The organism is Clostridium sp. ATCC 25772, from assembly GCF_001573875.1.
GTDB lineage: Bacteria > Bacillota > Clostridia > Clostridiales > Clostridiaceae > Clostridium_J > Clostridium_J senegalense.
In genome coordinates this window covers 53110-79843 of the sequence record NZ_LFRG01000013.1, presented here as the reverse complement: position 1 = coordinate 79843, position 26734 = coordinate 53110, and the positions used below count along the sequence as shown (strand labels likewise).

General features: G+C 27.4%; 25 protein-coding genes, 1 pseudogene and 1 riboswitch. Of the genes and pseudogenes, 3 read left to right on the top strand and 23 right to left on the bottom strand.

Features of this window, described 5'->3' with window-relative positions; all coding sequences use genetic code 11:
* Positions 1–158: helix-turn-helix domain-containing protein (locus tag AZI32_RS07665; protein WP_157450865.1), on the bottom strand; the 158-nt coding region annotated here is incomplete at its 3' end.
* 19 nt (positions 159–177) lie between these two features.
* A pseudogene (locus tag AZI32_RS18370) lies at positions 178–396 on the bottom strand (helix-turn-helix domain-containing protein); the annotation flags it as partial.
* Positions 397–534: 138 nt separating this feature from the next.
* Positions 535–644: riboswitch (TPP riboswitch) on the bottom strand.
* A 127-nt stretch (positions 645–771) separates the two neighbouring features.
* Between AZI32_RS18370 and AZI32_RS07655 the strand changes: the two are divergent.
* From AZI32_RS07655 to AZI32_RS07645, 3 genes are all read left to right on the top strand, one after another.
* Entirely contained in the window at positions 772–3123 is a 2352-nt protein-coding gene (locus AZI32_RS07655) for a helicase C-terminal domain-containing protein (RefSeq protein ID WP_061995284.1), read from the top strand.
* Between the two features lie 295 nt (positions 3124–3418).
* Positions 3419–3616 carry a hypothetical protein gene (locus AZI32_RS07650; RefSeq protein WP_061995283.1) on the top strand — a complete coding sequence of 66 codons (198 nt, stop codon included), beginning with the start codon at positions 3419–3421 and terminating at the stop codon, positions 3614–3616.
* Positions 3617–4028: 412 nt separating this feature from the next.
* Positions 4029–4223, top strand: a complete 195-nt coding sequence (locus tag AZI32_RS07645) for a hypothetical protein (RefSeq protein ID WP_061995282.1) — start codon at positions 4029–4031, stop codon at positions 4221–4223.
* Positions 4224–4517: 294 nt separating this feature from the next.
* Here the strand turns inward: AZI32_RS07645 and carB are convergent, their stop codons facing one another.
* The 21 genes from carB to AZI32_RS18920 all read right to left on the bottom strand — a co-directional run bounded on the left by carB (position 4518) and on the right by AZI32_RS18920 (position 26593).
* Positions 4518–7730, bottom strand: coding sequence for a carbamoyl-phosphate synthase large subunit (gene carB / locus AZI32_RS07640; RefSeq protein WP_061995281.1), 3213 nt, complete (start codon positions 7728–7730; stop codon positions 4518–4520).
* A 50-nt stretch (positions 7731–7780) separates the two neighbouring features.
* Positions 7781–8827: a carbamoyl phosphate synthase small subunit gene (locus AZI32_RS07635; protein ID WP_061995280.1), complete on the bottom strand. Its 1047-nt coding sequence runs from the start codon at positions 8825–8827 to the stop codon at positions 7781–7783.
* 459 nt (positions 8828–9286) lie between these two features.
* Positions 9287–9508 (bottom strand): helix-turn-helix transcriptional regulator, encoded by a 222-nt coding sequence (locus AZI32_RS07630; RefSeq protein ID WP_010296182.1) that lies wholly within the window; start codon positions 9506–9508, stop codon positions 9287–9289.
* A 10-nt stretch (positions 9509–9518) separates the two neighbouring features.
* Positions 9519–9986 carry a DUF2975 domain-containing protein gene (locus AZI32_RS07625; RefSeq protein WP_061995279.1) on the bottom strand — a complete coding sequence of 156 codons (468 nt, stop codon included), beginning with the start codon at positions 9984–9986 and terminating at the stop codon, positions 9519–9521.
* Between the two features lie 25 nt (positions 9987–10011).
* Complete coding sequence (locus tag AZI32_RS07620) at positions 10012–10476, bottom strand: DUF2975 domain-containing protein (RefSeq protein WP_061995278.1); 465 nt, start codon at positions 10474–10476, stop codon at positions 10012–10014.
* Between the two features lie 25 nt (positions 10477–10501).
* Positions 10502–10957, bottom strand: coding sequence for a DUF2975 domain-containing protein (locus AZI32_RS07615; protein WP_061995277.1), 456 nt, complete (start codon positions 10955–10957; stop codon positions 10502–10504).
* 152 nt (positions 10958–11109) lie between these two features.
* A complete protein-coding gene (locus AZI32_RS07610) occupies positions 11110–12444 on the bottom strand; it encodes an AMP-binding protein (protein WP_061995276.1) in 1335 nt (444 codons plus the stop codon).
* A gap of 499 nt (positions 12445–12943) precedes the next feature.
* On the bottom strand, positions 12944–13474 hold the full coding sequence (locus AZI32_RS07605; RefSeq protein ID WP_061995275.1) for a GNAT family N-acetyltransferase: 531 nt from the start codon (positions 13472–13474) through the stop codon (positions 12944–12946).
* Positions 13475–13819: 345 nt separating this feature from the next.
* Positions 13820–15778 (bottom strand): TetM/TetW/TetO/TetS family tetracycline resistance ribosomal protection protein, encoded by a 1959-nt coding sequence (locus tag AZI32_RS07600; protein ID WP_061995274.1) that lies wholly within the window; start codon positions 15776–15778, stop codon positions 13820–13822.
* Positions 15779–15982: 204 nt separating this feature from the next.
* Positions 15983–17704 (bottom strand): DUF3472 domain-containing protein, encoded by a 1722-nt coding sequence (locus tag AZI32_RS07595; protein WP_162266736.1) that lies wholly within the window; start codon positions 17702–17704, stop codon positions 15983–15985.
* A gap of 1024 nt (positions 17705–18728) precedes the next feature.
* Positions 18729–19184 carry a DUF4274 domain-containing protein gene (locus AZI32_RS07590; protein WP_061995273.1) on the bottom strand — a complete coding sequence of 152 codons (456 nt, stop codon included), beginning with the start codon at positions 19182–19184 and terminating at the stop codon, positions 18729–18731.
* Positions 19185–19203: 19 nt separating this feature from the next.
* Positions 19204–19869 (bottom strand): AHH domain-containing protein, encoded by a 666-nt coding sequence (locus AZI32_RS17935; protein ID WP_082761176.1) that lies wholly within the window; start codon positions 19867–19869, stop codon positions 19204–19206.
* A 575-nt stretch (positions 19870–20444) separates the two neighbouring features.
* On the bottom strand, positions 20445–20660 hold the full coding sequence (locus AZI32_RS07580; protein WP_061995272.1) for a bacteriocin immunity protein: 216 nt from the start codon (positions 20658–20660) through the stop codon (positions 20445–20447).
* A 15-nt stretch (positions 20661–20675) separates the two neighbouring features.
* A complete protein-coding gene (locus AZI32_RS18825; RefSeq protein WP_242865279.1) occupies positions 20676–21110 on the bottom strand; it encodes a hypothetical protein in 435 nt (144 codons plus the stop codon).
* Positions 21111–21358: 248 nt separating this feature from the next.
* Positions 21359–21526, bottom strand: a complete 168-nt coding sequence (locus tag AZI32_RS18365; RefSeq protein ID WP_157450863.1) for a hypothetical protein — start codon at positions 21524–21526, stop codon at positions 21359–21361.
* A gap of 142 nt (positions 21527–21668) precedes the next feature.
* Positions 21669–21947, bottom strand: a complete 279-nt coding sequence (locus AZI32_RS07570) for a barstar family protein (RefSeq protein WP_061995271.1) — start codon at positions 21945–21947, stop codon at positions 21669–21671.
* Positions 21948–22037: 90 nt separating this feature from the next.
* The gene (locus tag AZI32_RS07565; protein ID WP_242865278.1) at positions 22038–22301 is read right to left on the bottom strand and encodes a ribonuclease domain-containing protein; all 264 of its coding nucleotides are present in this window, start codon (positions 22299–22301) and stop codon (positions 22038–22040) included.
* A gap of 502 nt (positions 22302–22803) precedes the next feature.
* Complete coding sequence (locus AZI32_RS07560) at positions 22804–23193, bottom strand: hypothetical protein (RefSeq protein ID WP_061995270.1); 390 nt, start codon at positions 23191–23193, stop codon at positions 22804–22806.
* Between the two features lie 14 nt (positions 23194–23207).
* Entirely contained in the window at positions 23208–23555 is a 348-nt protein-coding gene (locus AZI32_RS18925) for a hypothetical protein (RefSeq protein WP_061995269.1), read from the bottom strand.
* 1474 nt (positions 23556–25029) lie between these two features.
* Complete coding sequence (locus tag AZI32_RS07550) at positions 25030–25707, bottom strand: DUF1963 domain-containing protein (RefSeq protein ID WP_061995268.1); 678 nt, start codon at positions 25705–25707, stop codon at positions 25030–25032.
* 13 nt (positions 25708–25720) lie between these two features.
* Entirely contained in the window at positions 25721–26593 is an 873-nt protein-coding gene (locus tag AZI32_RS18920) for a polymorphic toxin-type HINT domain-containing protein (RefSeq protein WP_275934977.1), read from the bottom strand.
* Between the last annotated feature and the right edge of the window lie 141 nt (positions 26594–26734).

The following is a 26734-nucleotide window of genomic DNA, read 5'->3' as shown; positions in this document are numbered from 1 at the left end:
AAATCCATTCCACTTACAAATCTTTTTTCTTTTTGATAAATTTCTTTATTATGAGCAAGATAGAAATTATATATAAATCTTGATATTCCTATAGTTTGATGTATTTTTATTTTTTGTTCTAAAGTAGGTTTAATCTCTATCTTGTAAGCTCTTAACAACTGTAACTCCTCCTAATTCATTTGCAAATTTTTTTAAAATATCTACCTTTTCTTTAGAATCGCATTTAAAAGTAACATGTATATCTCCTATATATTCTAAATATTGGTCATAAGTATAATATCTTCGATTAGTAGGAGTTCTTTTAGCTTTTAATATATCTTCTCTGTCCCAACGTTGAAGCGTTTTTACTGATACGTTTAGTAATTCAGCAAAATCTTTTGGTTTATAATTTATAATATGTTTCATTTAATATACTCACTTCCTTCTGATGAGTATATTTTAACACATTTCTACACTATTTTCAATAAATTTAGCAACTATTCTCTACCTCCTTTTAAAAAAATAATGCTCTTTACCTAACACTGGTAAAGAGCATATAAATATCTACTTTAGGTATCCTACGCTGGCATTATCCAGATCAGGTTATAGGTCGAAGTGGCAACAACTTCCTCTCAGCCAATGCATTAGCTCCCTTTAAAATATTCTTATTTTTTGAAATCTTTCTCATATATAACTATAATAAATATTTTCCATATTGTAAAGCCTATATACTTTGTTAAAATATATATAATAGATTATTTAAAATTTATAAATAAGGAATGAGGTTTGATTTTGAATAAAGATTGTATTGATGCTAAACTTTCAGTTAGAAGTTTAGTAGAATTTGTTTATAGATATGGTGATTTAAATAATGAATTTGTTTCTTCCAACTCTGCTATCGAAGGCACAAAAATTCATAAAACAGTTCAAAAAGAATATGAACAAGAACATAAAGAAAAAAATGAAGTATTTTCTAAGGAAGTCCCTATTAAGGATACTTTTAATTATAAGAATTTAAATATTTATTTAGAAGGAAGAATAGATGGTGTTATATCTAAAGATAATTATGGAGAAATATTAGAAATAAAAAGCACTTCAAGAGATATGCTTTCAATTGAAGCCTATAATGAACTACATATAGCTCAAGCAAAAATATATGGTTATATGTATTCTAAACTCTATAATCTTAAAGATATATTAATTAGAATTATTTATGTTAATAGAGATACTCTTCAATCAAAAGATTTCGTTGAAAGTTTCTCTATAGATAGTCTATATGATTTTTTTTATTCTACTATTGAAAAATATTATAAATTTTTAATTTTAGACTATAATTTCAAAAAACTAAGGGATTCTTCTATAAAAGATTTAACATTTCCTTTTAAGGAATATAGACCACACCAACGTGAATTGTCCGTAACAGTATATAAAACTATACAACATAATAAAAAGCTTTTTTTAGAAGCACCTACTGGAATTGGTAAAACTATATCTACTTTATTTCCTTCTATAAAAGCACTAGGTGAAAAACTTGGCAATAGAATTTTTTACTTAACTGCTAAAGGCAGTACTAAAGATATAGCAGAGAAAACTATAACCCTTTTAAGAGAGCAAAATCTTAAAATTAAAACTTTAACTTTGACTGCAAAAGAAAAAATATGTTTTCAAGAAACTGCAAATTGTGATCCTAACCTTTGTAAATTTGCTAAAGGTCACTACGATAGAGCTAACAAGGCTATTTTAGACATTATAACCAATGAAGAAAATATAAATAAAGACATAGTGTGTCAATATGCCAATAAACATAATGTATGTCCTTTCGAAATTTCTCTTGACTTAATAAGTTATTGTGACTTAATAATATGTGATTATAATTATGTTTTTGATATGAAAGTTTCTCTTAAAACATATTTTAACGAGAAGAAAAATGAAAATATAATACTTGTAGATGAAGCGCATAACCTAGTAGAACGAGCCAGAGACATGTATTCATCATCACTTTTGAAAAGTGAATTTTTAAATTTAAAAAAACTTATAAAAAATGAAGATTATTCTCTTTATAAAAAATTAGATAAAGTAAATAATGTTATGATTGAAATTAGAAAATATAATGAAGAAACTAATTTTTATATATTTGAAAAAGTACCACCCGATCTTATAAAATATTTAGGAATTGTTTTTGACGGCATGGCTATCTATCTTGCAAAGGACAATATCAAATTCAAAGATAATGTATTAGATTTATACTTTAAAGTTAATGATTTTTTAAAGATATATGACATTTTTGATGAGAATTATATTTGTTACAGTGAACGAGCTGGCTCTGAACTTAACATAAACCTATTTTGTATAAATCCAAGTTCAGCATTAAAAACACCTTTTAAAAATGCAATATCTACAATATTATTTTCAGCAACATTATCTCCTATGAACTACTATAAAGAATTATTATCTTTCGAAGATGGTGATTACAACATGACTTTACCTTCTCCCTTTAATATAAATAATAGGGAAGTTATTATAGCTAATGATGTTTCTACTAAATATGCAAAAAGACAATCAAACTATAATAGAGCTTGTACTTATATAGATAATGTTTTAAATTCTAAAAAAGGAAATTACATGGTGTTTTTCCCATCATATCAATACATGAAAGATATATACAAAATAATGACTGAAGAATTTAGTTACACCAATATACTACTTCAGGAATCCTCTATGACTGAAAATGCTAGACTAGAATTTTTAAACAAATTTAATGAAAATAATGTTGTTGGTTTTTGCGTACTTGGAGGAGTATTTGCAGAAGGCATTGATTTAAAAGGTGATAAGTTAATAGGTTCCATTATAGTCGGTGTAGGACTCCCTAAAATTTCCTTAAGACAAAACTTAATAAAAAATCATTTTGATAATACAAAAGGAGTTGGATTTCATTATGCATATACATTTCCTGGAATAAACAAAGTAATCCAAGCGGCTGGAAGAGTCATTCGAAATGATACTGACAAAGGAATTATATTTTTAATAGACGAACGATTTTCAACTGAACTATATCAAAGTCTTTTTCCAAAACACTTTTTTCCTCAAAAAATAATAAATAATCCTTCTTCTGCAAAAAATATAATCAAAAATTTTTTTATTTAATAAATTAACAAGCTGTAGAGTTACAATTTTAACACTTAGCTTGTTTTTTATTAAATATATTTCACATACACTTTCACTTTTCATTCAATTCAAAATCCTTATAATAATTTTTTTATTTATACGATTTCATATAGTAAAATCAACGTTTATATATATTCATAAAGTTTAAATTTTCAGACACAAAAATTTGTTTACATGCATTAACTTTTACGTTATTATGATATAGGCAATTGACCAAATCAGTTAGGATTAATTAAAAATTTATACTTTATTTTGATATACGGGAGGAACTTTTATGAAGTTTACATTTTTAAAAATTATACATTCTACTTCACTTTTAGGTATAATATTAAGTTTTTTATTAATTATTTTAGAATCATTTAATTGTTTTACATTATCTCACAATCAAGTAGTAATATTTGCATTATTGTTTATAGCTTCTTTTGGTGGATTAGTTTTTAATAATATTAATACTACTCTATCTGATAATTAGTATATAAATTTAATTTTATATATAGAAAAACTGTCTTAGGATAAATCTAAAATTTTATCTTAATACAGTTTTTTTATTTCTTTAAATTTATAGGGAAACAAGCTCCAATTTAAATTTATTCAATAACTTTAAAATATTTTCATACAAGATTCAGCATTGAATTCTAAGTGATTCGGAGCATGTCTCACTATTTTAGGTATCCAAGTTTTGGAATGGATAATTTTAAGAGTCAACTTGAAACCCTATAAATATATCCTTTAAATTTAGTTATTAATTTTCACACAAAAGAAAACATTTACAGACGTAAAAAATTAAGTTATTATTGTATAGGGAATATTTTAGATTTCTTTTTGCAACATAATTCTTAACATATTAATTTATAAAATTACATAAATATAGGGGGAGTACTTTCATGATTTTAAACTTTTCAAAAATAGCTCGTTTCACTTCAATTGCAGGTGTAATAATTACCTTTTTAATAGTTACTTTTGAAGCCTGTAACTTACTTGTTTTATCTAAAAATCAAATAGAATTATATACACTATTATTCATAATGTCATTCTTTGGCTTAGTTGTTAACGATTTCAAAAAATCTAAAATTAAATAATCATATCTATAATAATTTAAGCTTAAAATAAAGGGCTGTCGCAAAATGATTAAAACTCATTATGGATATTTCTAGGTTCAAAAAATGGTAAAAAAATTTCAAATAAGCTATTCATTAAAAATAAAATTAGAAAATCTTATAAATTAGAGTTTCTTTTATATTTTTCTGAATAGCCTTTTAAATTTTTTATTACCATTAATCATATATTAAGCAAATTACATATAAAAAGGAAGCTATCGCTCCTTTAACCTTTAGTTAATTTTGCAACAGCCCCTTCTAGCTTTAAATTTTATTTTAATTTATGCTTACTATCTCAAAAACCTGTAAAAATTCTTTTTTAATATTTTCTTTTTCAACTTCTACCATTGCTCTTAGTGTATCAAGTGCTGTTATCACTCCTATACCCTTTTCTATAGCTTCTCTTCTTATTATAAAGCCATCTCTACTAGCTTTATTTCCTTTTGTAGGTGTATTAATTACTAAATCTACTTTTCCTTCTCTTATTGTATCTAGTATATTATTTTCCCCTTCTTTTATCTTATTTACTTTACAAGCTTTAATTCCATTTTCCTTTAATATATTATATGTTCCATCAGTGGATAAAAACTTATACCCTAAATTATTCATCTCCTTAGCTATTTGTAAAAATTCAGCTTTATCATTATCATTTACTGTTGCTAAAATCATACCCTTATCTTTTTTCATATACATATTCGCTGCTATAAAACCTTTGTATAACGCCTCTTTTATGTTATTACCTATTCCTAAAACCTCTCCTGTAGATTTCATTTCTGGTCCTAAGCTTATTTCAACATTCGGAAGTTTTTGCGTTGAAAATACAGGCACTTTAACTGTTACAATTTTAGGTTCTTTATATATGTCTACCCCATATTTTAAGTTAGACAATTTTTCCCCAAGCATAACCTTAGTGGCAAGTTCCACTATTGGAACATTACTTACTTTGCTTATATATGGAACAGTTCTACTTGCACGAGGATTTACTTCAATTACATATAGATTACTTTTAAACTCTATAAATTGGATATTTATCATACCATGTACACCGATTGCTAATGCAAGTTTTTTAGTATATTCTAAAACCTTATCTTTTATTTCTTCTGTTATGTTTTGACTTGGATACATAGTTATACTATCACCAGAGTGAACTCCAGCTCTTTCCAAATGTTCCATAACTCCTGGAATCAATACCTCTTCGCCATCACATATTGCATCTACTTCAATTTCACGTCCTAACATATATTTATCTATAAGTACAGGATTTTTGCTATTTGATATAAATGCATTTTCTAAATAATATTTTAATTCACTTTCATTATATGTTATTTCCATACCCTGTCCACCAAGAACATATGATGGTCTTACAAGTACTGGATATTCTAACAATTCAGCTTCTTTTAAACCTTCTTTTACAGACCATACTGCTTTTCCTTTTGGTCTTTGTATGTTAAGTTCTTCTAAAAGTTCTTCAAATTTTTCTCTATCTTCTGCCATATCTATTTGTTCTGCAGTTGTACCTAATATCTTAATATTCTTTTCCTTTAAGAATCCTGCAAGTTTAATAGCTGTTTGTCCTCCAAACTGAAGTATTACTCCATATGGATTTTCTTTATCAATTATGCTTAATACATCTTCTTCTGTTAGTGGCTCAAAGTATAATTTATCCGATATATTAAAATCTGTACTAACAGTTTCTGGATTATTGTTTATTATTATAGTTTCCACACCTAATTTTTTAAGTGCTATAACACTATGACAAGAAGAATAATCAAACTCTATACCTTGTCCAATTCTTATCGGGCCTGAACCTATAACTATAATTTTTTTTCTATTACTTACTACTACCTCATCATACTCATCATAGGTTGAGTAGTAATATGGTGACACTGCATCAAACTCCCCACTACAAGTATCTACCATTTTATAAACCGGCTTTATATTCCAAAGATTTCTTAAACTATATATATCATTTGGTCTGCATTCTAACATTTTTGCTATTGCCTTATCTGAAAAACCATTTTTCTTAAGCTTTAAAAGCCATTCTTTGTTTAAATCTTCTATTTTTGATTTTTTAAGTTTCTCTTCTTCATCTATTATATTTTTTATCTTGGCTACAAAAAACTTGTCTATTCCTGTTATCTCACAAACTTTATCTATCATATAATTTCTTCTTAACATTTCTGCTAAAACAAATATTCTCTCATCATCAGCACTTATTACTTTTACTTTTAACTCATCTAAACTTAAATCTTCAAGTACTTTATGTTCTAATGAAAATTTCTTTATTTCAGATGAGCGTATTCCCTTTAGTAGCGCCGATTCAAAATTACTTCCTATAGCCATTACTTCCCCTGTTGCCATCATTTTTGTACCTAGTTTTTTATTTGCACTTTTGAACTTATCAAAAGGCCATTTTGGTATTTTTACTACCACATAATCTAAAGATGGTTCAAAGCAAGCAAATGTCTTTTTTGTAACTGCATTTTTTATTTCATCTAATGCATATCCTAAAGAAATTTTAGCAGCTACCTTAGCAATTGGATATCCAGTAGCCTTTGATGCTAATGCTGAACTTCTACTAACCCTTGGATTTATTTCTATTACTGCATACTCAAAACTTTTTGGATTTAATGCAAACTGAACATTACAGCCACCTTCAATCCCTATTTTGTTAATAATATTTATAGATGATGTTCTAAGCATCTGATACTCTTTATCACTTAATGTTTGACTTGGTGCTACAACAATACTATCCCCTGTATGTATTCCTACTGGATCTATATTTTCCATGTTACAAACTGTTATACAATTTCCATAACTATCCCTTATAACTTCATACTCTATTTCTTTCCACCCTTTAATACTTTTTTCTAAGAGTACTTGTCCTATAGTACTTTGCTCTAATCCGCTTGTAAGAATTACTTTTAACATATCTTCATCATCAGCAATTCCACCACCAGATCCACCTAATGTATATGCTGGTCTTACTATTACTGGATATCCAATTTTATTTGCAAATTTAATACCACTTTCTATATCCGTAATAATTTCACTTTCTATAACAGGTTCATCTATATCATTCATAACCTGTCTAAAAAGCTCTCTATCTTCACCTTTTTTAATTGATTCTATTGAAGTTCCTATTATATTAACATTATACTTTTCAAGTATCCCAGCTTCACATAAGTCTACCGCTAAATTTAATCCAGTTTGTCCACCCATACCTGCAATTAATGAATCTGGTCTTTCCTTTGCTATGACCTTTTCTACAAACTCTAAAGTTAATGGCTCTATATATACTTTATCTGCCACTTCTTTATCTGTCATTATTGTAGCTGGATTAGAGTTTATTAGTACAACTTCTACTCCCTCTTCCTTTAAAGCTTCACAAGCTTGTGTTCCAGAATAATCAAATTCAGCTGCTTGTCCTATAATTATTGGACCTGAACCTATAACTAACACTTTTTTTATATCTTTATTTAATGGCATAATAACAACCTCCAACTTTCTTTCATTTTAACTAGAATGCGACTTTGCATTTATAACATTTTTAAGAATTTATCAAATATATAACTTGCATCATGTGGTCCTGGTGATGCTTCTGGATGATATTGAACACTAAATATTGGGAAAATCTTGTGTCTCATTCCTTCACAGGTTCCATCATTTACACTTACATGAGTCATAACCATATCCTTTGGTAACTTTTCAACCATATATCCATGATTTTGTGATGTTATGTGTATCTTATTCTCCTCTAAATCTTTAACTGGATGATTACAACCTCTATGTCCAAATTTCAATCTTCCAGTTTTTCCACCTAAAGTTAAAGCTAATAATTGATGTCCAAGACATATACCTACTATCGGTTTCTTGCCTACTATCATCTTAAGATTTTCAATAACCTCTACTAAATCTTCTGGGTCTCCAGGCCCATTGGATAAAAATATACCATCTGGATTTATATTTAATATTTCTTTATAAGATGTAAAAGCTGGTAATACCGTTAACTTACAATCTCTTTTTTTAAAACTTCTTAAAATGTTTTCTTTGATTCCAAAATCTAAAACAGCTATATGTTTCCCATTTCCATCTATTACATATGGCTCTTTTGTTGTTACATTTCTTACTGCATCTTTATTAGAAAAGTTATTAAGTCTTTCTTCTATTTCTTCAACTTTTAAATTTTCAAGTGTTATTATGCCTTTCATTGTTCCATTATCTCTTAAAATTTTTGTTAATGCCCTTGTATCTATTCCCTCTAAAGCTATTATTTTATTTTGTTTTAAGTAATTTTCTAAATTCATTTCACATCTAAAATTACTTGGTTCACTACAAAGTTCTCTAACTATAAACCCTTTAACTTTTGGAGTTTTAGATTCTAAATCTTCTAAATTCACACCATAATTTCCTATCAAAGGATAAGTCATAGTAACTATCTGCCCATGATAAGACGGATCTGTTAAAACTTCTTGATATCCAGTCATTCCTGTATTAAAAACTACCTCTCCAACTGTATCCTCTAAATATCCTAAAGCTTTTCCTTCAAAAGTAATTCCATTTTCAAGTATTAGTTTAGCTTTCATGTTAACCCTCCTAGTATTTCTTTAACTATTTTTATACTGTTTAAATATAAGTAGTAGCGAAATACACCTAAGGTTAGGATTAATTAAATTTACCATTTGTAACTTTTTAAAAAGTAACTATTAATATGTGCACCTATTTTTAACTACCTAAATTTTATTGTTACTCTTTGGAAAATATTAAGCACTTTATGCTCTCTTTGGATTTTTGCCAATAAAAAAGGATTAATAAAAGAAATTTCTTTTATTAATCCTGTAATTCCAAAGTATATTAATCTAGCCTTAAACTATGCAACAATTAGACATAGCTATACTATATCCTCAAATTGCACTAACATACTCCTTACTGGCCTCACAGGACCAATTTAAAGTGTATTTCAAACCCTAAAAATATTATTCTATTTGTATTGATTTTAGTTTAAAATATAATATTTGTCAATAATTTTCAAAAACTTTTTTAAATTATTCTTCACTTTCCTTATCTTCTACATATTCTAGTATATCTCCTGGAGTGCAATCTAAAGCCTTGCATATTGCCTCTAATGTTGAAAATCTGATAGCTTTTGCCTTGTTAGTTTTTAATATAGATAAATTAGCATTAGTTATATTAATTTCTTCTGCTAAATCTTTTAATGAAACTTTTCTTTTAGCCATCATAACATCTAAATTAACTATTATAGCCATATTCTTCTCCTTATATCGTTAAATCATTTTCCTCCTTAATTCTCTTCCCTTCTTTAAATACATGTGATAAATATATATTTGTTAAACCTATTATAAAAAATATAACTGATGTTGTTTTTAATGATGTTTCTTTTAAAGCAACAATATCAAAACCGCTTTCATTAAAAAAATTACTTATTTCTTCTATCATAGATAAAAATATCATACCATATCCTAATTTTTTAAAATTATTACTATTTTTTATTGAAAATATTGTATAAATATTACATTCTACTATTTCAGCTAAATTATAGGCTAAAAAAGTATAATCACCAGCTTGTAAAACACATAAAACAAGACAAACCATTTCACCTGTAGATTTAATAGTTCCTAAATTAGCAAGAATACCTACTGTCCAAAACAATGTAAATATAGTCATAAAATAAAATGCACTGCGCAAAATAAATAAAACATATTTTTGACTCTTTATTTCTTTCATAAATTACCCCTCACAAACCTCAATTTTATATTGTTAAATCATTTTCTTCCTTAATTCTCTTTCCTTCTTTAAAAACATATGATAAATATATATTTATCAAGCCTATTATAAAAAATATAATTGATGATGGTTTTAATGACATTCCTTTAAAAGCAAAAATTTGAACTCCCCCATCTCTAAAAAGCTTACTTATTCCTTCTATTGATGATAAAAATATCATACCATATCCTAATTTCTTAAAATTACTACCATTTTCCTTTGAAAATATTGTATAAATATCACATTTTACTATTTTTATTAGAACCCAAGATAAAAGAGCATAATTTATCATTATTAAAACTTTCAAAATAACTTCAATAGAATCATTGCTATTAGCAGAGAAATGTCTAAAATTTTTAACTGTAAATACTATTGTTAAACAACTTATAGTAAAAAATGCAATATATAAAATAAATAATACACATTTTTGAATTTTTATTTTTTTCTTCATTACATCTACCTCTCAAATCTCAATTTTATATTATTAAATCATTTTCTTCCTTAATTCTTTTTCCTTCTTTAAAAACATGTGCTAAATATATATTTGTTAATCCTATTATAAAAAAAACAATTGCTGATGGATTTATTATTATTCCATCAAAATTGATAGCTGTTTGTGAAATATTTATACTTTTTTCAGTTAAAGCTAAAATTATCATACCATATCCTAACTTTTTAAAATTTTTAACATTATTTGTTGAAAAAATTTTATTCAGACTACAATTTACTATTTTTATTGACACACAAGTTAAAAAAGTATAATCACAAAAACTTACAAGCAAAAATACCATAATTTTTCTTTCATTTATGGTAAAAGGTTCACCTCTCATCATTATAAATCCTAATATAACCATTATTGCCATAATTACACTAATGAAACGAAATAGATGTAACAATGCTAAAATATATCCTCTTATTTTTATCTTTCTCATAACTTTCCCCCTCCATGAATTCCCTTTAACTTTATTTTACCACATTTTATTTCTTTTTCAATAATTTATTATTGTTTTTCAATAATTTATTATTGAAAAAGAAATAAAAGAGTTATCTAAAATAAAATTTTAGATAACTCTTTTATAAGATTTCATATCTCTTTAATTACTAATTTTGATTTTCCTGTATTTTGACTCACTTGCAAATGTTCTACAAATCGTATATTATATTTGACATTTTCTAAGTTTTTTTCTTTTAAAAAAGCATGTAGTTGATATTCTAATTCTTTTTTCTTTAATTGTCTATTACCTATACTTTCATAAATGCACCTTAATTCAAAATAATTTAAACTTTTTTGTACAAATTGATATTTACTTATCCCTCTTACATTTAAATCATCTAAAAATAAGGGATGAAGAAAATCCCTTTTTCCTCTTTCATTAACAAACCACATAATTTCTTCATTTCTCCCCATTATCTTTCTTATATAAGTATAAGGAAGATCGCCATCTCCCTCCTTATTAAATCCATAAACTACATCACTTAATCTATATCTAATAAGTGGAAAAGCTTTATTATAAAGTGGAGTTATAACAAGGTGATTCTCATCATCTATCTCTACATAATTTAAATCATCATAAAGATACATTCTTTTTTCATTATTACTTCTAGCACCTATAAAAATAGACTCAGTACATCCATAGTAATCTATTATATCTGCTCCAAAAACCTTTTTATATATTTCAATACATTCTCTTGTTAGTGGCTCCCCTCCTGTAATTATCTTTTTAGGTGTTATATTTATTTTTCCTTGTTCTTTTAATTCTGCTACAAGATTTAAACAGGACGGATAACCTGATAAATAATTAGGATTATAGTTTCTTATTAAATCTATCCATTGATTTAAAGGTTTTTGAGCATTTATTACACGACTTTTACATTTATATTCCTCCATACCAAACAAAGCAAGAGCAGTACATGCATACCCTCCTCCAACAGGAGCTATATACAAGTTTTTTAAAGGTATATCAGATAACCCTAACTTTACATTTCCACCTCTCATAGTCAATCTTATAAAGTTAGCCGACAACATTCTAAGTGCTCTTTTATCATATATAAAATTTGTAGGAATACCTGTGGTACCAGAAGTATGCACAATGTATCTGTCTTTAATTCTTAATAATAATTTTTCACTAGCTAAAATTTTATCAATTTCTTTCTTATCAATCTTTTTTACAGATATATCATAAAAATTTTCCCTAATTTGTTGTTTTGTAATTATTGGTATATCTTTTATTAAAATATCATCAAGATCCTTATACATTATTCCTTTTGATAAATATAATTTTTTATAAAAATCACTATTTTTATAAGCATATTTTAATGTCTTTCTAAAATTTTCTTCACTATATCTTAAAATTTCTTCTCTAGATAAACTATTATGCTTATATAGCTCTCTTCCATGTTTAGCTAAATCTACTAGCATAAAATTCACTCCCACTAATGTAATAAAACGTTAACTTATAAATCTGCTTTAACTTATTGCTATAAATTTTTCAAATACAAAAGCGTATACAAGCTTGAATATAATTCAAATTACATTAAAATATCTAAAATTAAATTCAAGCTTTTCTTACTATAGGGTTCCAAGTTAAGTTCTAAAATTATTCATTTATCAAATGAGAAAACTCAAATTAATATTTTATCAATAACTAACAGATTATTTTAGTTAAAAGTTAAGAGTGAATAATTCTTAACTAAATATATTTGCACTTATTTTTCTCAACTGATAACAAAAATTTGATGAATAAATTTAAATTGGAGCTTGTTTCCCTATATTAATTAAATTTTTAATTATATTATTATTATATAAATTTTGTAATAATTTGTTAAATTTATTTCATTTGTAATATGAAATAAACATGGAATTTTTTTTAAAACTTTAAGTATATATTATAAAATTTTGAATTCTAAATTATTATTTTTTAATAATTTTCAAATCTAAATACTAACTTATCACTTTTTAGAGTATTTTCAAAACTCTCTTGAAAATTTCCTAATGTATAGTTATTAAGTGTTTTTCGCCAAAATGCTTGTCCTTTTCTATTTGATTCTGTAGGATTTGTAAAAAGTCCCCATTTACCATGAAACCTATCAAAAACTTGTTTTGCTGCTTTTTCTCCTACTTTTTTATTACGATATGGTCTTAACACAAAAAACTCATAAACATAATAGTCTAATTCTTTAGGTATATACTTTCCTCTACCTACTAAAACAAATCCTGCTGGTTTACCATCTGCATAAATTATAAATGGAAATAATAATTCTGGTTCTTTAAACCATAAATCTTGAATATGATATTGCTCTTCCAAAGTTTTTACAGGTTCTTCTTCATAAACTCCATACTCATTTGGAACATTTCCATAAATTTCTGATAAATCATATAAATATAGTGGATATAAATTTCTTATAATATTGCCATTGTTATTGTCTGCTAAAATTAAATTAATTTCCATGATGTTCACCTTATCCTTTATATATTATGTAAAATTCTTCTCTACTTTTATCTTATTCCTTTGTTTTCATATTTTTTGTTGAAATTTGTTCTATAACCTGTAACAAAAAAGTGAACTTCTCCATATTTATTCATATCTTTTTCATATGTATATTGTTTCTATAATTACTTTAAAATATATTTTAATTTATATAAAAATGGTTTGTGTATTCAAACTTAAACAGATAATATACTTGTATTAGAATTTATCAAATCAATTAACTAAATAATAGTTTTAAATCACCATTTTAAATTTCTTAAATAATTTAAAACATCAATTTATAAACAAAATATATCCACTGCTCAATTAATTAATTGAGCAGTGGATATATTGTTTAATCTCTTCACCTCTCACTGTAAAGCCTTGGCCTTTTGAACAAAATATAGATGATGATGTATATTCACCATCACTATTTTTATTATAATTAATTTTTTTAATTACTTCTTCACTATTATGGCAAACATCATATCCATCAAATGCAAGACTTATTCTACCTCTTCCCTTTGTATAGGAAATAAATTCTTTTGGATAGTTCATAAAAGTAGCTACTGGTATTCTTCCTGTTATTATGTTACTTTCTATAGAAGTACTTTTTAATTGAAAATTACCATTTAACTTTTGAACATCTGATATAACTCTTCCAGTATGCTCTAAACTTATTTCTATTTTAAATCTATAATATGGTTCTAACAATATACAATGAGCATCTTCTAATGCATACCTTAACGCTCTAAGTGTAGCTTCTCTAAAATCTCCACCAGAAGTATGTTTGTTGTGTGCTCGTCCTGTTAATAAAGTAACTTTTAAATCTGTTATTTCTGATCCTGTTAATATTCCTTTATGTTTTTTTTCATATATATGTGTCTTTACTAAATTCTGATTTCCTATAGTTAAATCATCTGCATGACAAGTATTTTTAAATTCTATTCCACTACCCCTTTCACCTTTTTCTATCTTTAAATGTATTTCTGCATAATGACCTAAAGGTTCAAAGTGACCATATCCTATGGCTGTTGATTCTACGGTTTCCTTATATAAAATCTCACAATCACCAAACTCAACTTCTATATTAAATCGTTCCTTTAAAACTTCTTTTAATATTTCTAGTTGTATATATCCCATAATATGAGTTTGTATTTCTTTTAACTTTTCATTATATACTATCATTAAATTGGGGTCTTCACATTCTAAAATCCTAAAATATTTTAAAACTTCTCTTTCATCCAAACTTTTATCATATATTACTTTAGAAGTTAAAGTAGGAATCATTTTAAAGTTTGTTTTCTTTAAAACTTCCCCTACTCCATCACCAGGCAGTAACCCTTTTGGACCTACAACTGCAAAGATTTCACCAGCTACAGCCTTATCTACGGTTTTAAATTTTTCACCGTTGTAAATTCTTATTTGATTTACCTTTTCATAAATTTTATCATTATCTGCATTTATATATTTAAGTTCATCTTTTATTTTTAAACTTCCTTGTAATGCTTTTATATAGGTTATTTTGGTTCCATCATCATCATGCCTAACTTTGTATACTCTACCAACAAAATCTTTGTCCACTAAAAACTCACTATATGTTAGAATATCTATGTTTTCCATAAATTCTTTAATCCCCTTATTATAAAGTGCTGAACCAGACATACAGGGATGAATATTACATTTTTTTGTTTCATCTTTTATAAAATTAACCCATAAATTTTTTTCATAATTATCTTCTAAGTATAATTCTAATAAATTCTCATCCTTTGCTCCTATCTCTTCAATAAGTTCACAGTCCAACGGTTCTTTTAATGAATTATTAAGGTAAATAACTTCTCCACCACAAACTTCCCTAATTTTATTTATTACTTTTAAAACATTTGCACCATCTCTATCTTCTTTATTAATAAAAAAGAAAGTGGGAACTTTATACTGTTTAAGTAGTTCACATACCGTTTCTGTATGACCTTGAACACCTTCTACTGCACTTACTATTACCACAGCATAATCCATAACTTGAACTGCCCTTTCCATTTCTGTAGAAAAATCTACATGCCCTGGAGTGTCTACTAAATAATAAGTAGAATCATTATAATAAAATGTAGCTTCATTTGAGAATACTGTTATTCCTCTTTTTTTCTCAATGTTATTATTATCTAAAAAAGAATTTTTATGATCAACTCTTCCTCTTTCTTTAATTACTTTTGTATTATATAATAATTGCTCACAAAAAGTTGTCTTTCCTGCATCAACATGCGCTAATATTCCAATTGTTTTATACATAATTTTTACCCCTAATAAACTTTTTTATTGCCAATTTATTATATCATAATCCTTTATTTTATATTTATACTTAATATACATCTCTTTAATTAATATTACTGAATTCAAAATATGGTAAGCAAATTACATGTAAAAAAAGGAGCTATCGCTCCCCTAACCTTCAGTTAGTTTTACAACATCCCCTTTTCTTTACCAAAATATTTATTATTTTAATCTCCATGGTTTTCCTACGCCACTTGAATTTTCAGGATTATCACCTTTAGTCCAATAATTTGCAACATAAGTTTTTCCATTATAAACTACTTCATCACCTTCAACATAAACTACATCTGAATACCATGCATTATCATTTAAAGCCGGACCAGATATTAATTTCCATCCTGTAGATTTTCCTTGTCTATCTTTTGGATCTGGCCTCATTCCAGCATTTATCCACCAATTATTTTCATAAGTGTTTCCCTGAAAAACTACTTTTGTTCCTGGAGTTGGATAGTTTATATGAGAATTCCATGTATCCTTTGTTACTTCACTTTCTGCTTTTGTCTTAAACAATACATAAGATGGTAATGAATAATTTCCCGCTTCATCGAATGCTCTAACAATTAAAGAATATTCAGTATTAGGTATTAATTCTTTTAAATCTACTGTTGTTGTAGATGAAGAACCTATATATTTTTTATTTATATTATCCCAAACCCAATATTTAGATACCCCTACATTATCAGTTGAAGGCTCAAACTGTATTTGTGCTGATGTATCAGTTATATTAATAGCTTTAACATTTTTAGGAGCTGTAGGTGCTTCAGTGTCCTTATCTTCTCCTGGCTTATCGTTGCTATTAAGTTTAATTGTTTTTACAACTGTATTATCAAATAAATCTGTTATTGTTATTTTTGCATAAAGACCATTTGCACTATTTAATGAAACAACTTCATTTATTTCATTTTTATATGATTTTATGTTATCAACAGTTTTTATTGGTGTACCTGTCATAGCAGAATTATTATAAACTTCTACTTTTCCTTTAAATTGAGGTGTACTCTGAGCATTTAGTTTCCATGAAATATTTAATTTCCCATTTTCATATTTATTATTTACAATATCAAAGTTTAAAACTCCAACATCCGGTTTATTTGGTTGATTTAATGTAAATACTTGTCCACTATTAATAGATGGTCTTGTATTACCACCTGCACTAACCCAAACATACTCTGAATTTCCTCCACCATTCCAATTTAATTGTGGATATTGAGCAGTTATTCGTTGTTTATTTAATGAAGACCAAGATTTATCACTATCTTTTCTGCTATATGAATTTTTTAATCTTGCTTCTCTTTCATCTTGTCCATTTCCAGCCCAATCTTCTTGAAACATTCCATAAGGATTATTAAATTTCACATTGGCTACTGGATAATCTAACACTGCTATTTGCTTCCACTCTTTAGTATATTCATCTCTTATCCATTGACCAAATTTTGTATGACCATCTTCTTGCCAACTACGCATAGTCATTTTGTACCAACTATTAGTTTGCCAATTATAATCGGTTTCAACCTTCAATCCTTCTCCTTCACCACCAAAACGTGATGCAGAAGAACTAGATGAAAGATACTCTGCTTTTATAGCTTGTCTAACAGCAATAGGATCCCAAATTGCAAAATGTGCTGTACGTTTATCCGCACGTTGTTGAAAACCAGCATAACCACCAGCTTCCCCACCAGGATTCCAGTTATGGACAGCCCAATATGTGTAAGGCGGATTTTTTACTGCTGACCAATCGATAGACATAATATCTGATTGTGGTGCTTGCTCTCCCCTAACATAAATAGAAGTAGCATTAGTTCTTGCCTGAACTATATTTGTATTACTAATTCCCAAAGTCATAAAAACAGTCATAATTCCAATTAGTAGTGACTTTTTTTTCATTAAATCCATCTCCTCTTTTATAGTTTAACAATTGTGTAATCGTTAACAAAAAACTTTATTATAATTAAGCTTAACTACACTACTTAATTTATTTATCGTCATTAAATCTATATTATTTATATGTAAATTGTAAAAATTGTATAATATTCAATTTTTTATTATTAATTTTTTAATTATTTAAAGAATTAATATGTTAAATTTATTTAATTTATTTTTTCATTTTAATTTATTTTGCTAACTCCTTCGAGTTATATAGTAAATACTTTACTCATCCATTACAACAAATTCCTTACTTATTGATGCTACACATATTTTTCTCTTTGTATTACTTATACCTAAAGATATTAGTATTGATTAGCTAGGATAATATTATTGCTAAAAAAATAATGAACCAGCTTACTTAATTTCAGCTGATTCATTTTATTTTTTCTATAGGCTTATTTCCATCTTCTAATGCTATTTTAGTTCCAGCTATAAAGCAAACTCCAAACTCAGCTTTACTAGCATTATTAATAAACTTGCTACTTGTAGTAGCCTCAGTACTAATACCTTTACTAATTAATGTTTCTGCTTCATTATAAATTTTATTACTAAAACTAACACTACCACTTTTGATGTATTTACACTGATTGATGTATTATATTTTTCAATTCTTTTTATTTTTTAGTGATTTTATATCTTTTTTCTATCATATTATATCCTCAGTTTCATTAGCTTTTAAGTGAAACTAATGAAACTAAGATTTCATAGCTTATCAGCTTACATATCTATGCTATCATTGTTTTACTTACGCTTAAAGGTAATAGTATTGATTGGCAAGGACATCCTTTGTCAGATACTTATATCTGTAGAACTGCTAAAAAAATAATGAACCAGCCTACTTAAATTTCAGCTGGTTCATTTCATTTTTTCACTACATTATTACAATTATGCAATGCAACTTTTTATACAGTTATTACTTTCACCCTGTAAAGCTATTAACCTTTTTTATGCAGTTAATCTATTCTTTATTATGCATTCGCTATTAAATATTAGATATCTCTACTACATCACCATCTGATTCTTCTATAAATACCTTAGTTATATTAGGATTATTCTTTTTCAATTTAAAAATTTGAACCTTTGTTAATGGCGGTATAAACTTAATGTGATTTACTTTAAATTGATTATTTAAAATTTTTTCCTCTATTTCTGAAATAAAGTTAGCCCATTCTTTTAAATTAGGATTTTTTAGTTCCTCCCTATTTTCTAAAACTCTATATCCATCAGCGTCATAAAAAATCATTAAAGCAGTCCCTAAATCACAATTCTTATTATTTATTATATTATATGGAATCTCAAAACCATTATCCCAGTTATAATTTCCTGCTATTATATGCAATAACTCAGAATCTATTATACCTTTAATCTCATCTATAGTATCTTTTTTATTTTCACTATAGAGCAATTTACATACATATTCCTTTTTAGAATTATCCATTTGAAATTCTCCTTAACTATTACTTTCTAATTCTACTTAAACTTCTTTCCCACAAGTCTACAGTTGCTCCTTGACTTGGATACAATGGCAACCCGCTTTCTTGTAGTTTTCTTAAATCACTCTGCAAGTCAAAAACCTGCCTTTGAAGTGCATCAACACTCTGATTGACATTCATCTTATTCAATTGATTTGTTACTACATCACTATATACTGAGTGATATCCTCTATGTCTTGACATCGCACTCAATTCAGCATCTGGTGTTCTTAGTAATATACCATTTGTTGCATCATCTAAGTTCATTCCTATTTTCTGAATTATAGGATTACCAGCCATCTCTGCTGGAATTATATGCTGTGCTTGATGTCCTGGCCACTTAGTTGACCTTTTTAACCCCATTGATTCCATTATATTTTTGCCTAGCTTAGTTGAACTTTTACCTGTAACTACACCTGGAGTTCCTGGGATTAATCTTTCAGCTTGTGTAACCCCCTTAGCACTTCCCATACTACAAGTATTATGAACAAGTACTCCAGCATCTGAAACAAAATAAGTATGCCAATTAGAAACTTCAAAGTTATATACCTTTACTGGCTTATTCAACTTTTCTTTATAACTATTAGTTACTTTTGAAGTTTTACCAGAATATAAAAGAACTTTATCTTCTTTTACATAAAGATTTGTAATCTTAGTTGAAAACTTACTTGTTAACTTTTTAAGTATTCATGCATCTTTAAAAATCACTCATAAACCTAGTAATTCAATTAGTTCTTCATATATTCTATCATATCTTACACATTCTTTATAAACTTCTTGATTATGAGTCTATACGTCTCTTCTATCCCTGTTTTGCTGACTCTTAAAGGTGGTGGTATTAATTGTCTAGAAACCCTTTTATCCATTAAATGTATTGGTTTGAATAGTAGAAAATCTTTTAATTCTTATCACTTTCTATTAAAAGAAAATATCGACACTATTGAAGTATCGATATTTCAGTTAAAACTATATTTTCTTTTAATTTATATGAAAATGTGGGTAAGATGATAAAACTTTTTTTAATATTTTTTAATCTCATTAAGTTAAAATGTCTTTCAAAGTTTATCTACCAATCTTCCACCTTTGCCCTTACTCACTGCTTTATTTAGATTATGCATTAAGCCATTTTATTAATATCATTAAATTTATAACTCTTTTCATGTTTTCTTAATTATGCATCTACATAATCACTATTTATGCAGTAATGTGTCCTTAAATTTAACTTCCTAAAGTTGTATTGGTTTATATGCTAGTGCTACATCTACTATTTCTTCAGGAGTAAGTTCTTCTTCATTCCAATATATTAAATCACTTACTTCTGGATGTGGAACATTTCTTTTTACAACTTCTATCATTTTATCAATCTCTTCTTCCGCTCCTTCACATTTTACTATTTTACTCACTAAATTTATCAGTTCTTCTCTTGCTAATTTTTCTAACATATATTTTTCACTCCCTTATTTATTAAAATGGAATCCCTTATCTAATATTTCTTGATGCATTCTTGGAGAAGATATTATTATATTGTCTAAATCATATACTCCTCCACCATTATAAATTGGATTTTTATGATGAAGAATATAACTTGAAATCTTTCCATATTGTTGTGATGCAGAAGCTTTTGGTGCTAATCCTTGACTCATTCTCTTAATATTTGACTTGCTAAATTCGCTTGCATAACTTGAATTAGAATATTCTTCCCAAAAGGTTTTTCTAAATTCATCAAAATTACTGAATTCTCTCCCCATTAAGTTATTAGCAACTTCTTTTGGCACTAGCCCTATGTTACCATTTGAACCTCTCATTGACTTAAGTGGATTTGATAGATTTTCACCACCACTTGCAATTCCTGACACTTTTCTAAGGTCTGCTACCCCCTTAGCACTTCCCATACTACAAGTATTATGAACAAGTACTCCAGCATCTGAAACAAAGTAAGTATGCCAATTAGAAACTTCAAAGTTATATACCTTTACTGGCTTATTTAACTTTTCTTTATAACTATTAGTTACTTTTGAAGTTTTACCAGAAGCTAAAAGAACTTTATCTTCTTCTTTTAGATCTCCTGCTCCTGTCCAACCTTTTCCTACTATCCAGAATGGATGGTCTATTGTAGTACTAATTTAGTTCTAGCTATAAGTCAAACTCTACAATCAGCTTTGCTAGCATTATTAGTGAATTTGCTACTTACACTAGCCTCAGTACTAATACCTTTACTAATTAATGTTTCTGCTTCATTATAAACTTTATTACTAAAACTAACGCTACCACTTTTTGATATATTGTTAGCTACTGCTAACTTTGGCACTTGTTGTGGTATATTAATTTTAATATCACTTGTACATTTTTGTAAACCTTTCTCTATAATGCCTATATCTTTACTTATGTCTTAGTGATAAAAGCAATGGAGAGAGTACATCTATCCATCACATCTAAATAATATTGTTAAATTATAATTCTGACAAAATCAGCTTAAAATCGTCTCCTAATTCTTCCTCTGCTTCTTTAAAAGTTTCAAGGATTTTATCTGCGTAACATCCAAGTCTTTCTTTACTCACTGCATAATTTCTCCATTCAATTTTCATTGGAAGATCTATCCACCCTGTTAAACAATCCCATAACGCGTCTAAATTTTTTCCATAGTATTCCGGAAGTTTCATAATATCCTTAATATATTCATGAAACTGATTCTTATCATTAATTTTTAAACCATCAATAATTATATTCATAATTGAGACTCCTACTTAATTTTAGTAAATGTCCTATAATGGTCAGTTGTTTTATAAATTAATCCATCATTAGAATATAAAATTCTATCACTATCCACGATAACCTGATGTATAGTTAATATCAGCTTCATACCAATTTCTATTTTTTGCATTTGGTAAAAGCCCTTCTTTGTTTCTAAATACATCTCCACCAATACTCTTACCCAAAGCAACATTAGCAAGATTTCCTTTTTTCTGATCCCAGCCTAATCTTCTAGCCTCTGTCTTAGTAATGAAATTATTTGGAAGTTCCCCATTTTTTGCAACATAATTAGAAACATCATCAAAGCTATCAAGAACTTTATTAATGCCCATAGTACTTCCCATGCTACAAGTATTATGAACAAGTACTCCAGCATCTAAAACAAAGTAAGTATGCCAATTAGAAACTTCAAAGTTATATACCTTTACTGGTTTATTTAACTTTTTTTATAACTATTATCTTATAAATATTTATGTATTTCTAAACCTAGTAATTCAATTAGTCCTTACCACATTCTATTATAATCTTCTCATCCATTACAAATTTCATGGTTATCAACTTATATATCTATTCTATACTTATTTTAATTATTCCTAAAGGCATTAGTGTTAATTACCTAGGAACTTCTTTATTGATCCCAATTATTTATCTACTAAAAAAATAATGAACCAGCCTACTTAATTTCAGCTGATTCATTTCATCTTCTCACTACATTATTAATATTGTGTAGTGAAATCTAATCTTAAAATTATTAATTTATCTACACTCTTTTTAAATTCTATTTTATGAAGTTAAATATTTCATATTGTGAATCCAGTAAGCTTTAAAAATATATTATATTAAATCAGATAACATACCAATTGTTACATCTGATTCATGATAAAACTCTATTATCATACTTTCATCTTCTGATAATAACCAAGTATCAAAACTTACAGCTATTACATCATCTAACCTATTTAAGATATTTACCAACTCACTTTTTACTATAGGCATCTCAATATCTCCCCATATGATGTAATACTTTTTATTTCCCTCTATTAGATTTAAATCTGTTAACCTTTTAACTTCTCTTATATTTCTAAACTTATCCCAATTAATTCTTCCCCATGTAGTTAGTGGTATCATATCGTAGAACTTATCTTCTATAGCTAACTTCTCATCACCATTCAATATACATATATTATTACCTAATGCCTCAATACATTCTTCTAATAATGTCATTCTAATCACTCCTTTTATTTATTCAAATGTCTTAATAAAGTTTCAAAAGTCTTTTCATCGCCATCAAAAGGTATTGCTATTTTAGTTGAACTACTTCCTTTACCACCTCTAAAATCTTCAATATTTATATGTGTTCCTTTATTAGTGTCATAATCCAACCTCCATCTTACTTTTCCATCTGCTGATTGCCTTCCAATAATATTTCCATTTCCTTTACTAGACTTTAATCTCCCATACAATGGTTTTGAGTCATATCCTAAGTCTCCTATAATATGAAAAGCTTTATTTCGTGCTTGTTCATATGCTTTAACTCTAGGTAACACTACTTCTCCAGCTTGTGTAACCCCCTTAGCACTTCCCATGCTACAAGTATTATGAACAAGTACTTCAGTATCTGAAACAAAATAAGTATGCCAATTGGCAACTTCAAAGTTATATACCTTTACTGACTTATTTAACTTTTCTTTATAACTATTAGTTATTTTTAAAGTTTTACCAGAAGATAAAAGAACTTTATCTTCTTCTTTTAGCTCTCCTGCTCCCGTCCAGCCCTTTCCTACTATCCAGAATGGATGGTCTATTGTAGTACTAATTTGGGTACCATCTATATCTAGATGAATCAGAGTATCTACTTCTTTTACATAAAGATTTGTTACTTCCTTATATTCTTGTTCTCCTGTATATATGTTTTGAGAAAGTACCTTATCACCTATCTTTATTTTTTCTATAGGCTTATTTCCATCTTCTACTGCTATTTTAGTTCCAGCTATAAAGCAAACTCCAAACTCAGCTTTGCTAGCATTATTAATAAACTTGCTACTTGCGCTAGCCTCAGTACTAATACCTTTACTAATTAATGTTTCTGCTTCATTATAAACTTTATTACTAAAACTAACACTACCGCTTTTTGATATATTATTAGCTACTGCTAACTCTAGTTTTTGATGTATTTATCTTGATTGATGTATTGTATTTTTCAGTTATCTATTCCATTGAATGATTTTATTATTTATTGATTATTACTTTATTTTTTAGTTGATTAGACTTTCTTTATCTTTGTTTATTTTTTATTGAAATAGATTTTTATTTATATATTTCAATTCTTATTCTTTCTTTAGGTTCTTATTCCCCTCTATCCTCCGTTGCAATTTTCTAGTCCCTAACTCCCAATCTCTAGTAATTCTACTCAACGATCTTATCATTATGTTCTATTCTATCAGTTCTTTTTATTTTTTTAGTGCTTTTCTACTACATATTATATGTTACCAATTCCATTAACTTTTAAGTGGAGTTATTAGACCTAGGTTTTCCTAGCTTATCAGGTTACACATCTCTTCTATGCTTGATTTACTAGCTCCTAAAGGTACTATTATTGATTGCATAGGAAATCCTTTATCAGATGCTTATACTTGAGATATTGCTAAAACATCTGATTTTAATAAACTATCCATTTCTATTAAATCAGATGTTTTAACCTTTATTCATCACTTTTTAAATTCAATGCAACTCTTATTCGTAGTCTTTTAAAACTCCGTTTTTCAATGTGTTATCATTGCTTTTTAATATAGTTTTTTGAATTATGTGTTTATAGAATATGTTAGCTATTGAAAAAATAATGAACCAGCTTACTTAATTTCAGCTGATTCATTTCATCTTTTTCAATGCATTATTTAGATTATGCATTAAGTTAATCTTTAAAACTTTCTTCCTAATTATTGCAATCAGAAAGTTAAAACATTTAAGTTTGCAATTCTATTTTTTGAATTTAGTTAAACTAAAATTATGCATTCATTTATAAAAAACATTGTTACACTTCTAAATTTTTAAAAACTTACTTTACATATCTTGTATTAATAATTTTCCTCTTTTTAAATCATCTGAAATAAATGCAAAGGCAGTAGGCGACGCCCCTAAGTTTAGGTAAAATGGAAGAAAATTAGAATTCAATTGCATTAATAACTTCCACTTACCATCCTCTGGCCATTCATCTCCTTGGAAAAAATACGGCACTCCTCCAATTTTATTACCTTCAACCGACTTACAGTAATCACTTTTTTTATCTTCCGAAAGATTTCTAAATACATTTGAATCTATAAACTCAGGGTCTTCTAAGTACTTAAATTTTACATATCCTTCATAAGTTAATCCTGATGAATCAAAAAGTGTTGGTCCATTTTTAAGTCTTTGTGTTTCTAAAAACATCTGTCCTCCTGGTTGTATAATTATTGCATTTTCCCCTTCATCAGGATATACTATGTCTGGGTCGAAAAAGTCATCTTCTGGATTCTCTGCATGTGTTACGAAAATATAAGCCATTTTTTCTTCAATATTTCCGAATAATTTCTTATCTAATGCAACTTGTGCAACGAACATCATTGGTCGATTGTCCCAACCACTACTTATAGGCCATTGAGGTTCAGTTAACCATACTGGCTGCCCTCCAAATTTAGTTACAGGCTCATTTATTGCATCATTGACTCTAATAAATTCTTCAATTTCTATCTTAGGTATCATACCCTTCACCTCTTTACTTAATTTCTATTGTCCAATGTATCTTAGTAACCTCATCACTCATATTTAAAATATCTTTTGCAATTCTATTTGCTTGACCACCTAATATTGAGTTTATACGCCTACTACCTATTCTGGTAACATCTGTAGGCAATCCACCAGTTCTCATGTCTGGTTCATGAAGCCATGCAAATCCATCTGGTGCTGAATCTAGTGTTTTAACATAGGCCCTTCCCTTAGCTTCTAGCCTCACATTGTATGAAGTAATCCTATTTTTTAATCCACTCATACCTTCATTTTCAATTATTCTATTCATTGAATCAACTTGGCCTCTAACTTGATTACCTAGTTCATCTAAATCAGTCACCTTATTACTTTTTACTTTATGAACATATTTTAGTCTTCCTTCATTATCATTTAAGCCCTTAAGCATATTTCCTAGATTATCGCTTGAGGTACCTAGTCCAGTTTCTCCTACCCCCTTAGCACTTCCCATACTACAAGTATTATGAACAAGCACTCCAGCATCTGAAACAAAATAAGTATGCCAATTAGAAACTTCAAAGTTATATACCTTTACTAGCTTATTTAACTTTTCTTTATAACTATTAGTTACTTTTAAAGTTTTACCGGAGGATAAAAGAACTTTATCTCCTTCTTTTAGCTCTCCTGCTCCCGTCCAGCCCTTTCCTACTATCCAGAATGGATGGTCTATTGTAGTACTAATTTGGGTACCATCTATATCTAGATGAATCAGAGTATCTACTTCTTTTACATAAAGATTTGTTACTTCCTTATATTCTTGTTCTCCTGTATATATGTTTTGAGAAAGTACCTTATCACCTATCTTTATTTTTTCTATAGGCTTATTTCCATCTTCTAATGCTATTTTAGTTCCAGCTATAAAGCAAACTCCAAAATCAGCTTTGCTAGCATTATTAATAAACTTGCCACTTGCACTAGCCTCAGTACTAATACCTTTACTAATTAATGTTTCTGCTTCATTATAAATTTTATTACTAAAACTAAC

Coding starts and splice junctions, on each gene's coding strand:
- AZI32_RS07650 (WP_061995283.1), top strand. CDS start 3,419: ATGAAGTTTACATTTTTAAAAATTATACATTCTACTTCACTTTTAGGT.
- AZI32_RS07645 (WP_061995282.1), top strand. CDS start 4,029: ATGATTTTAAACTTTTCAAAAATAGCTCGTTTCACTTCAATTGCAGGT.
- carB (WP_061995281.1), bottom strand. CDS start 7,730: ATGCCATTAAATAAAGATATAAAAAAAGTGTTAGTTATAGGTTCAGGT.
- AZI32_RS07635 (WP_061995280.1), bottom strand. CDS start 8,827: ATGAAAGCTAAACTAATACTTGAAAATGGAATTACTTTTGAAGGAAAA.
- AZI32_RS07630 (WP_010296182.1), bottom strand. CDS start 9,508: ATGGCTATAATAGTTAATTTAGATGTTATGATGGCTAAAAGAAAAGTT.
- AZI32_RS07625 (WP_061995279.1), bottom strand. CDS start 9,986: ATGAAAGAAATAAAGAGTCAAAAATATGTTTTATTTATTTTGCGCAGT.
- AZI32_RS07620 (WP_061995278.1), bottom strand. CDS start 10,476: ATGAAGAAAAAAATAAAAATTCAAAAATGTGTATTATTTATTTTATAT.
- AZI32_RS07615 (WP_061995277.1), bottom strand. CDS start 10,957: ATGAGAAAGATAAAAATAAGAGGATATATTTTAGCATTGTTACATCTA.
- AZI32_RS07610 (WP_061995276.1), bottom strand. CDS start 12,444: ATGCTAGTAGATTTAGCTAAACATGGAAGAGAGCTATATAAGCATAAT.
- AZI32_RS07605 (WP_061995275.1), bottom strand. CDS start 13,474: ATGGAAATTAATTTAATTTTAGCAGACAATAACAATGGCAATATTATA.
- AZI32_RS07600 (WP_061995274.1), bottom strand. CDS start 15,778: ATGTATAAAACAATTGGAATATTAGCGCATGTTGATGCAGGAAAGACA.
- AZI32_RS07595 (WP_162266736.1), bottom strand. CDS start 17,704: ATGAAAAAAAAGTCACTACTAATTGGAATTATGACTGTTTTTATGACT.
- AZI32_RS07590 (WP_061995273.1), bottom strand. CDS start 19,184: ATGGATAATTCTAAAAAGGAATATGTATGTAAATTGCTCTATAGTGAA.
- AZI32_RS07580 (WP_061995272.1), bottom strand. CDS start 20,660: ATGTTAGAAAAATTAGCAAGAGAAGAACTGATAAATTTAGTGAGTAAA.
- AZI32_RS18825 (WP_242865279.1), bottom strand. CDS start 21,110: ATGGGAAGTGCTAAGGGGGTAGCAGACCTTAGAAAAGTGTCAGGAATT.
- AZI32_RS07570 (WP_061995271.1), bottom strand. CDS start 21,947: ATGAATATAATTATTGATGGTTTAAAAATTAATGATAAGAATCAGTTT.
- AZI32_RS07565 (WP_242865278.1), bottom strand. CDS start 22,301: ATGGGCATTAATAAAGTTCTTGATAGCTTTGATGATGTTTCTAATTAT.
- AZI32_RS07560 (WP_061995270.1), bottom strand. CDS start 23,193: ATGACATTATTAGAAGAATGTATTGAGGCATTAGGTAATAATATATGT.
- AZI32_RS18925 (WP_061995269.1), bottom strand. CDS start 23,555: ATGGGAAGTGCTAAGGGGGTTACACAAGCTGGAGAAGTAGTGTTACCT.
- AZI32_RS07550 (WP_061995268.1), bottom strand. CDS start 25,707: ATGATACCTAAGATAGAAATTGAAGAATTTATTAGAGTCAATGATGCA.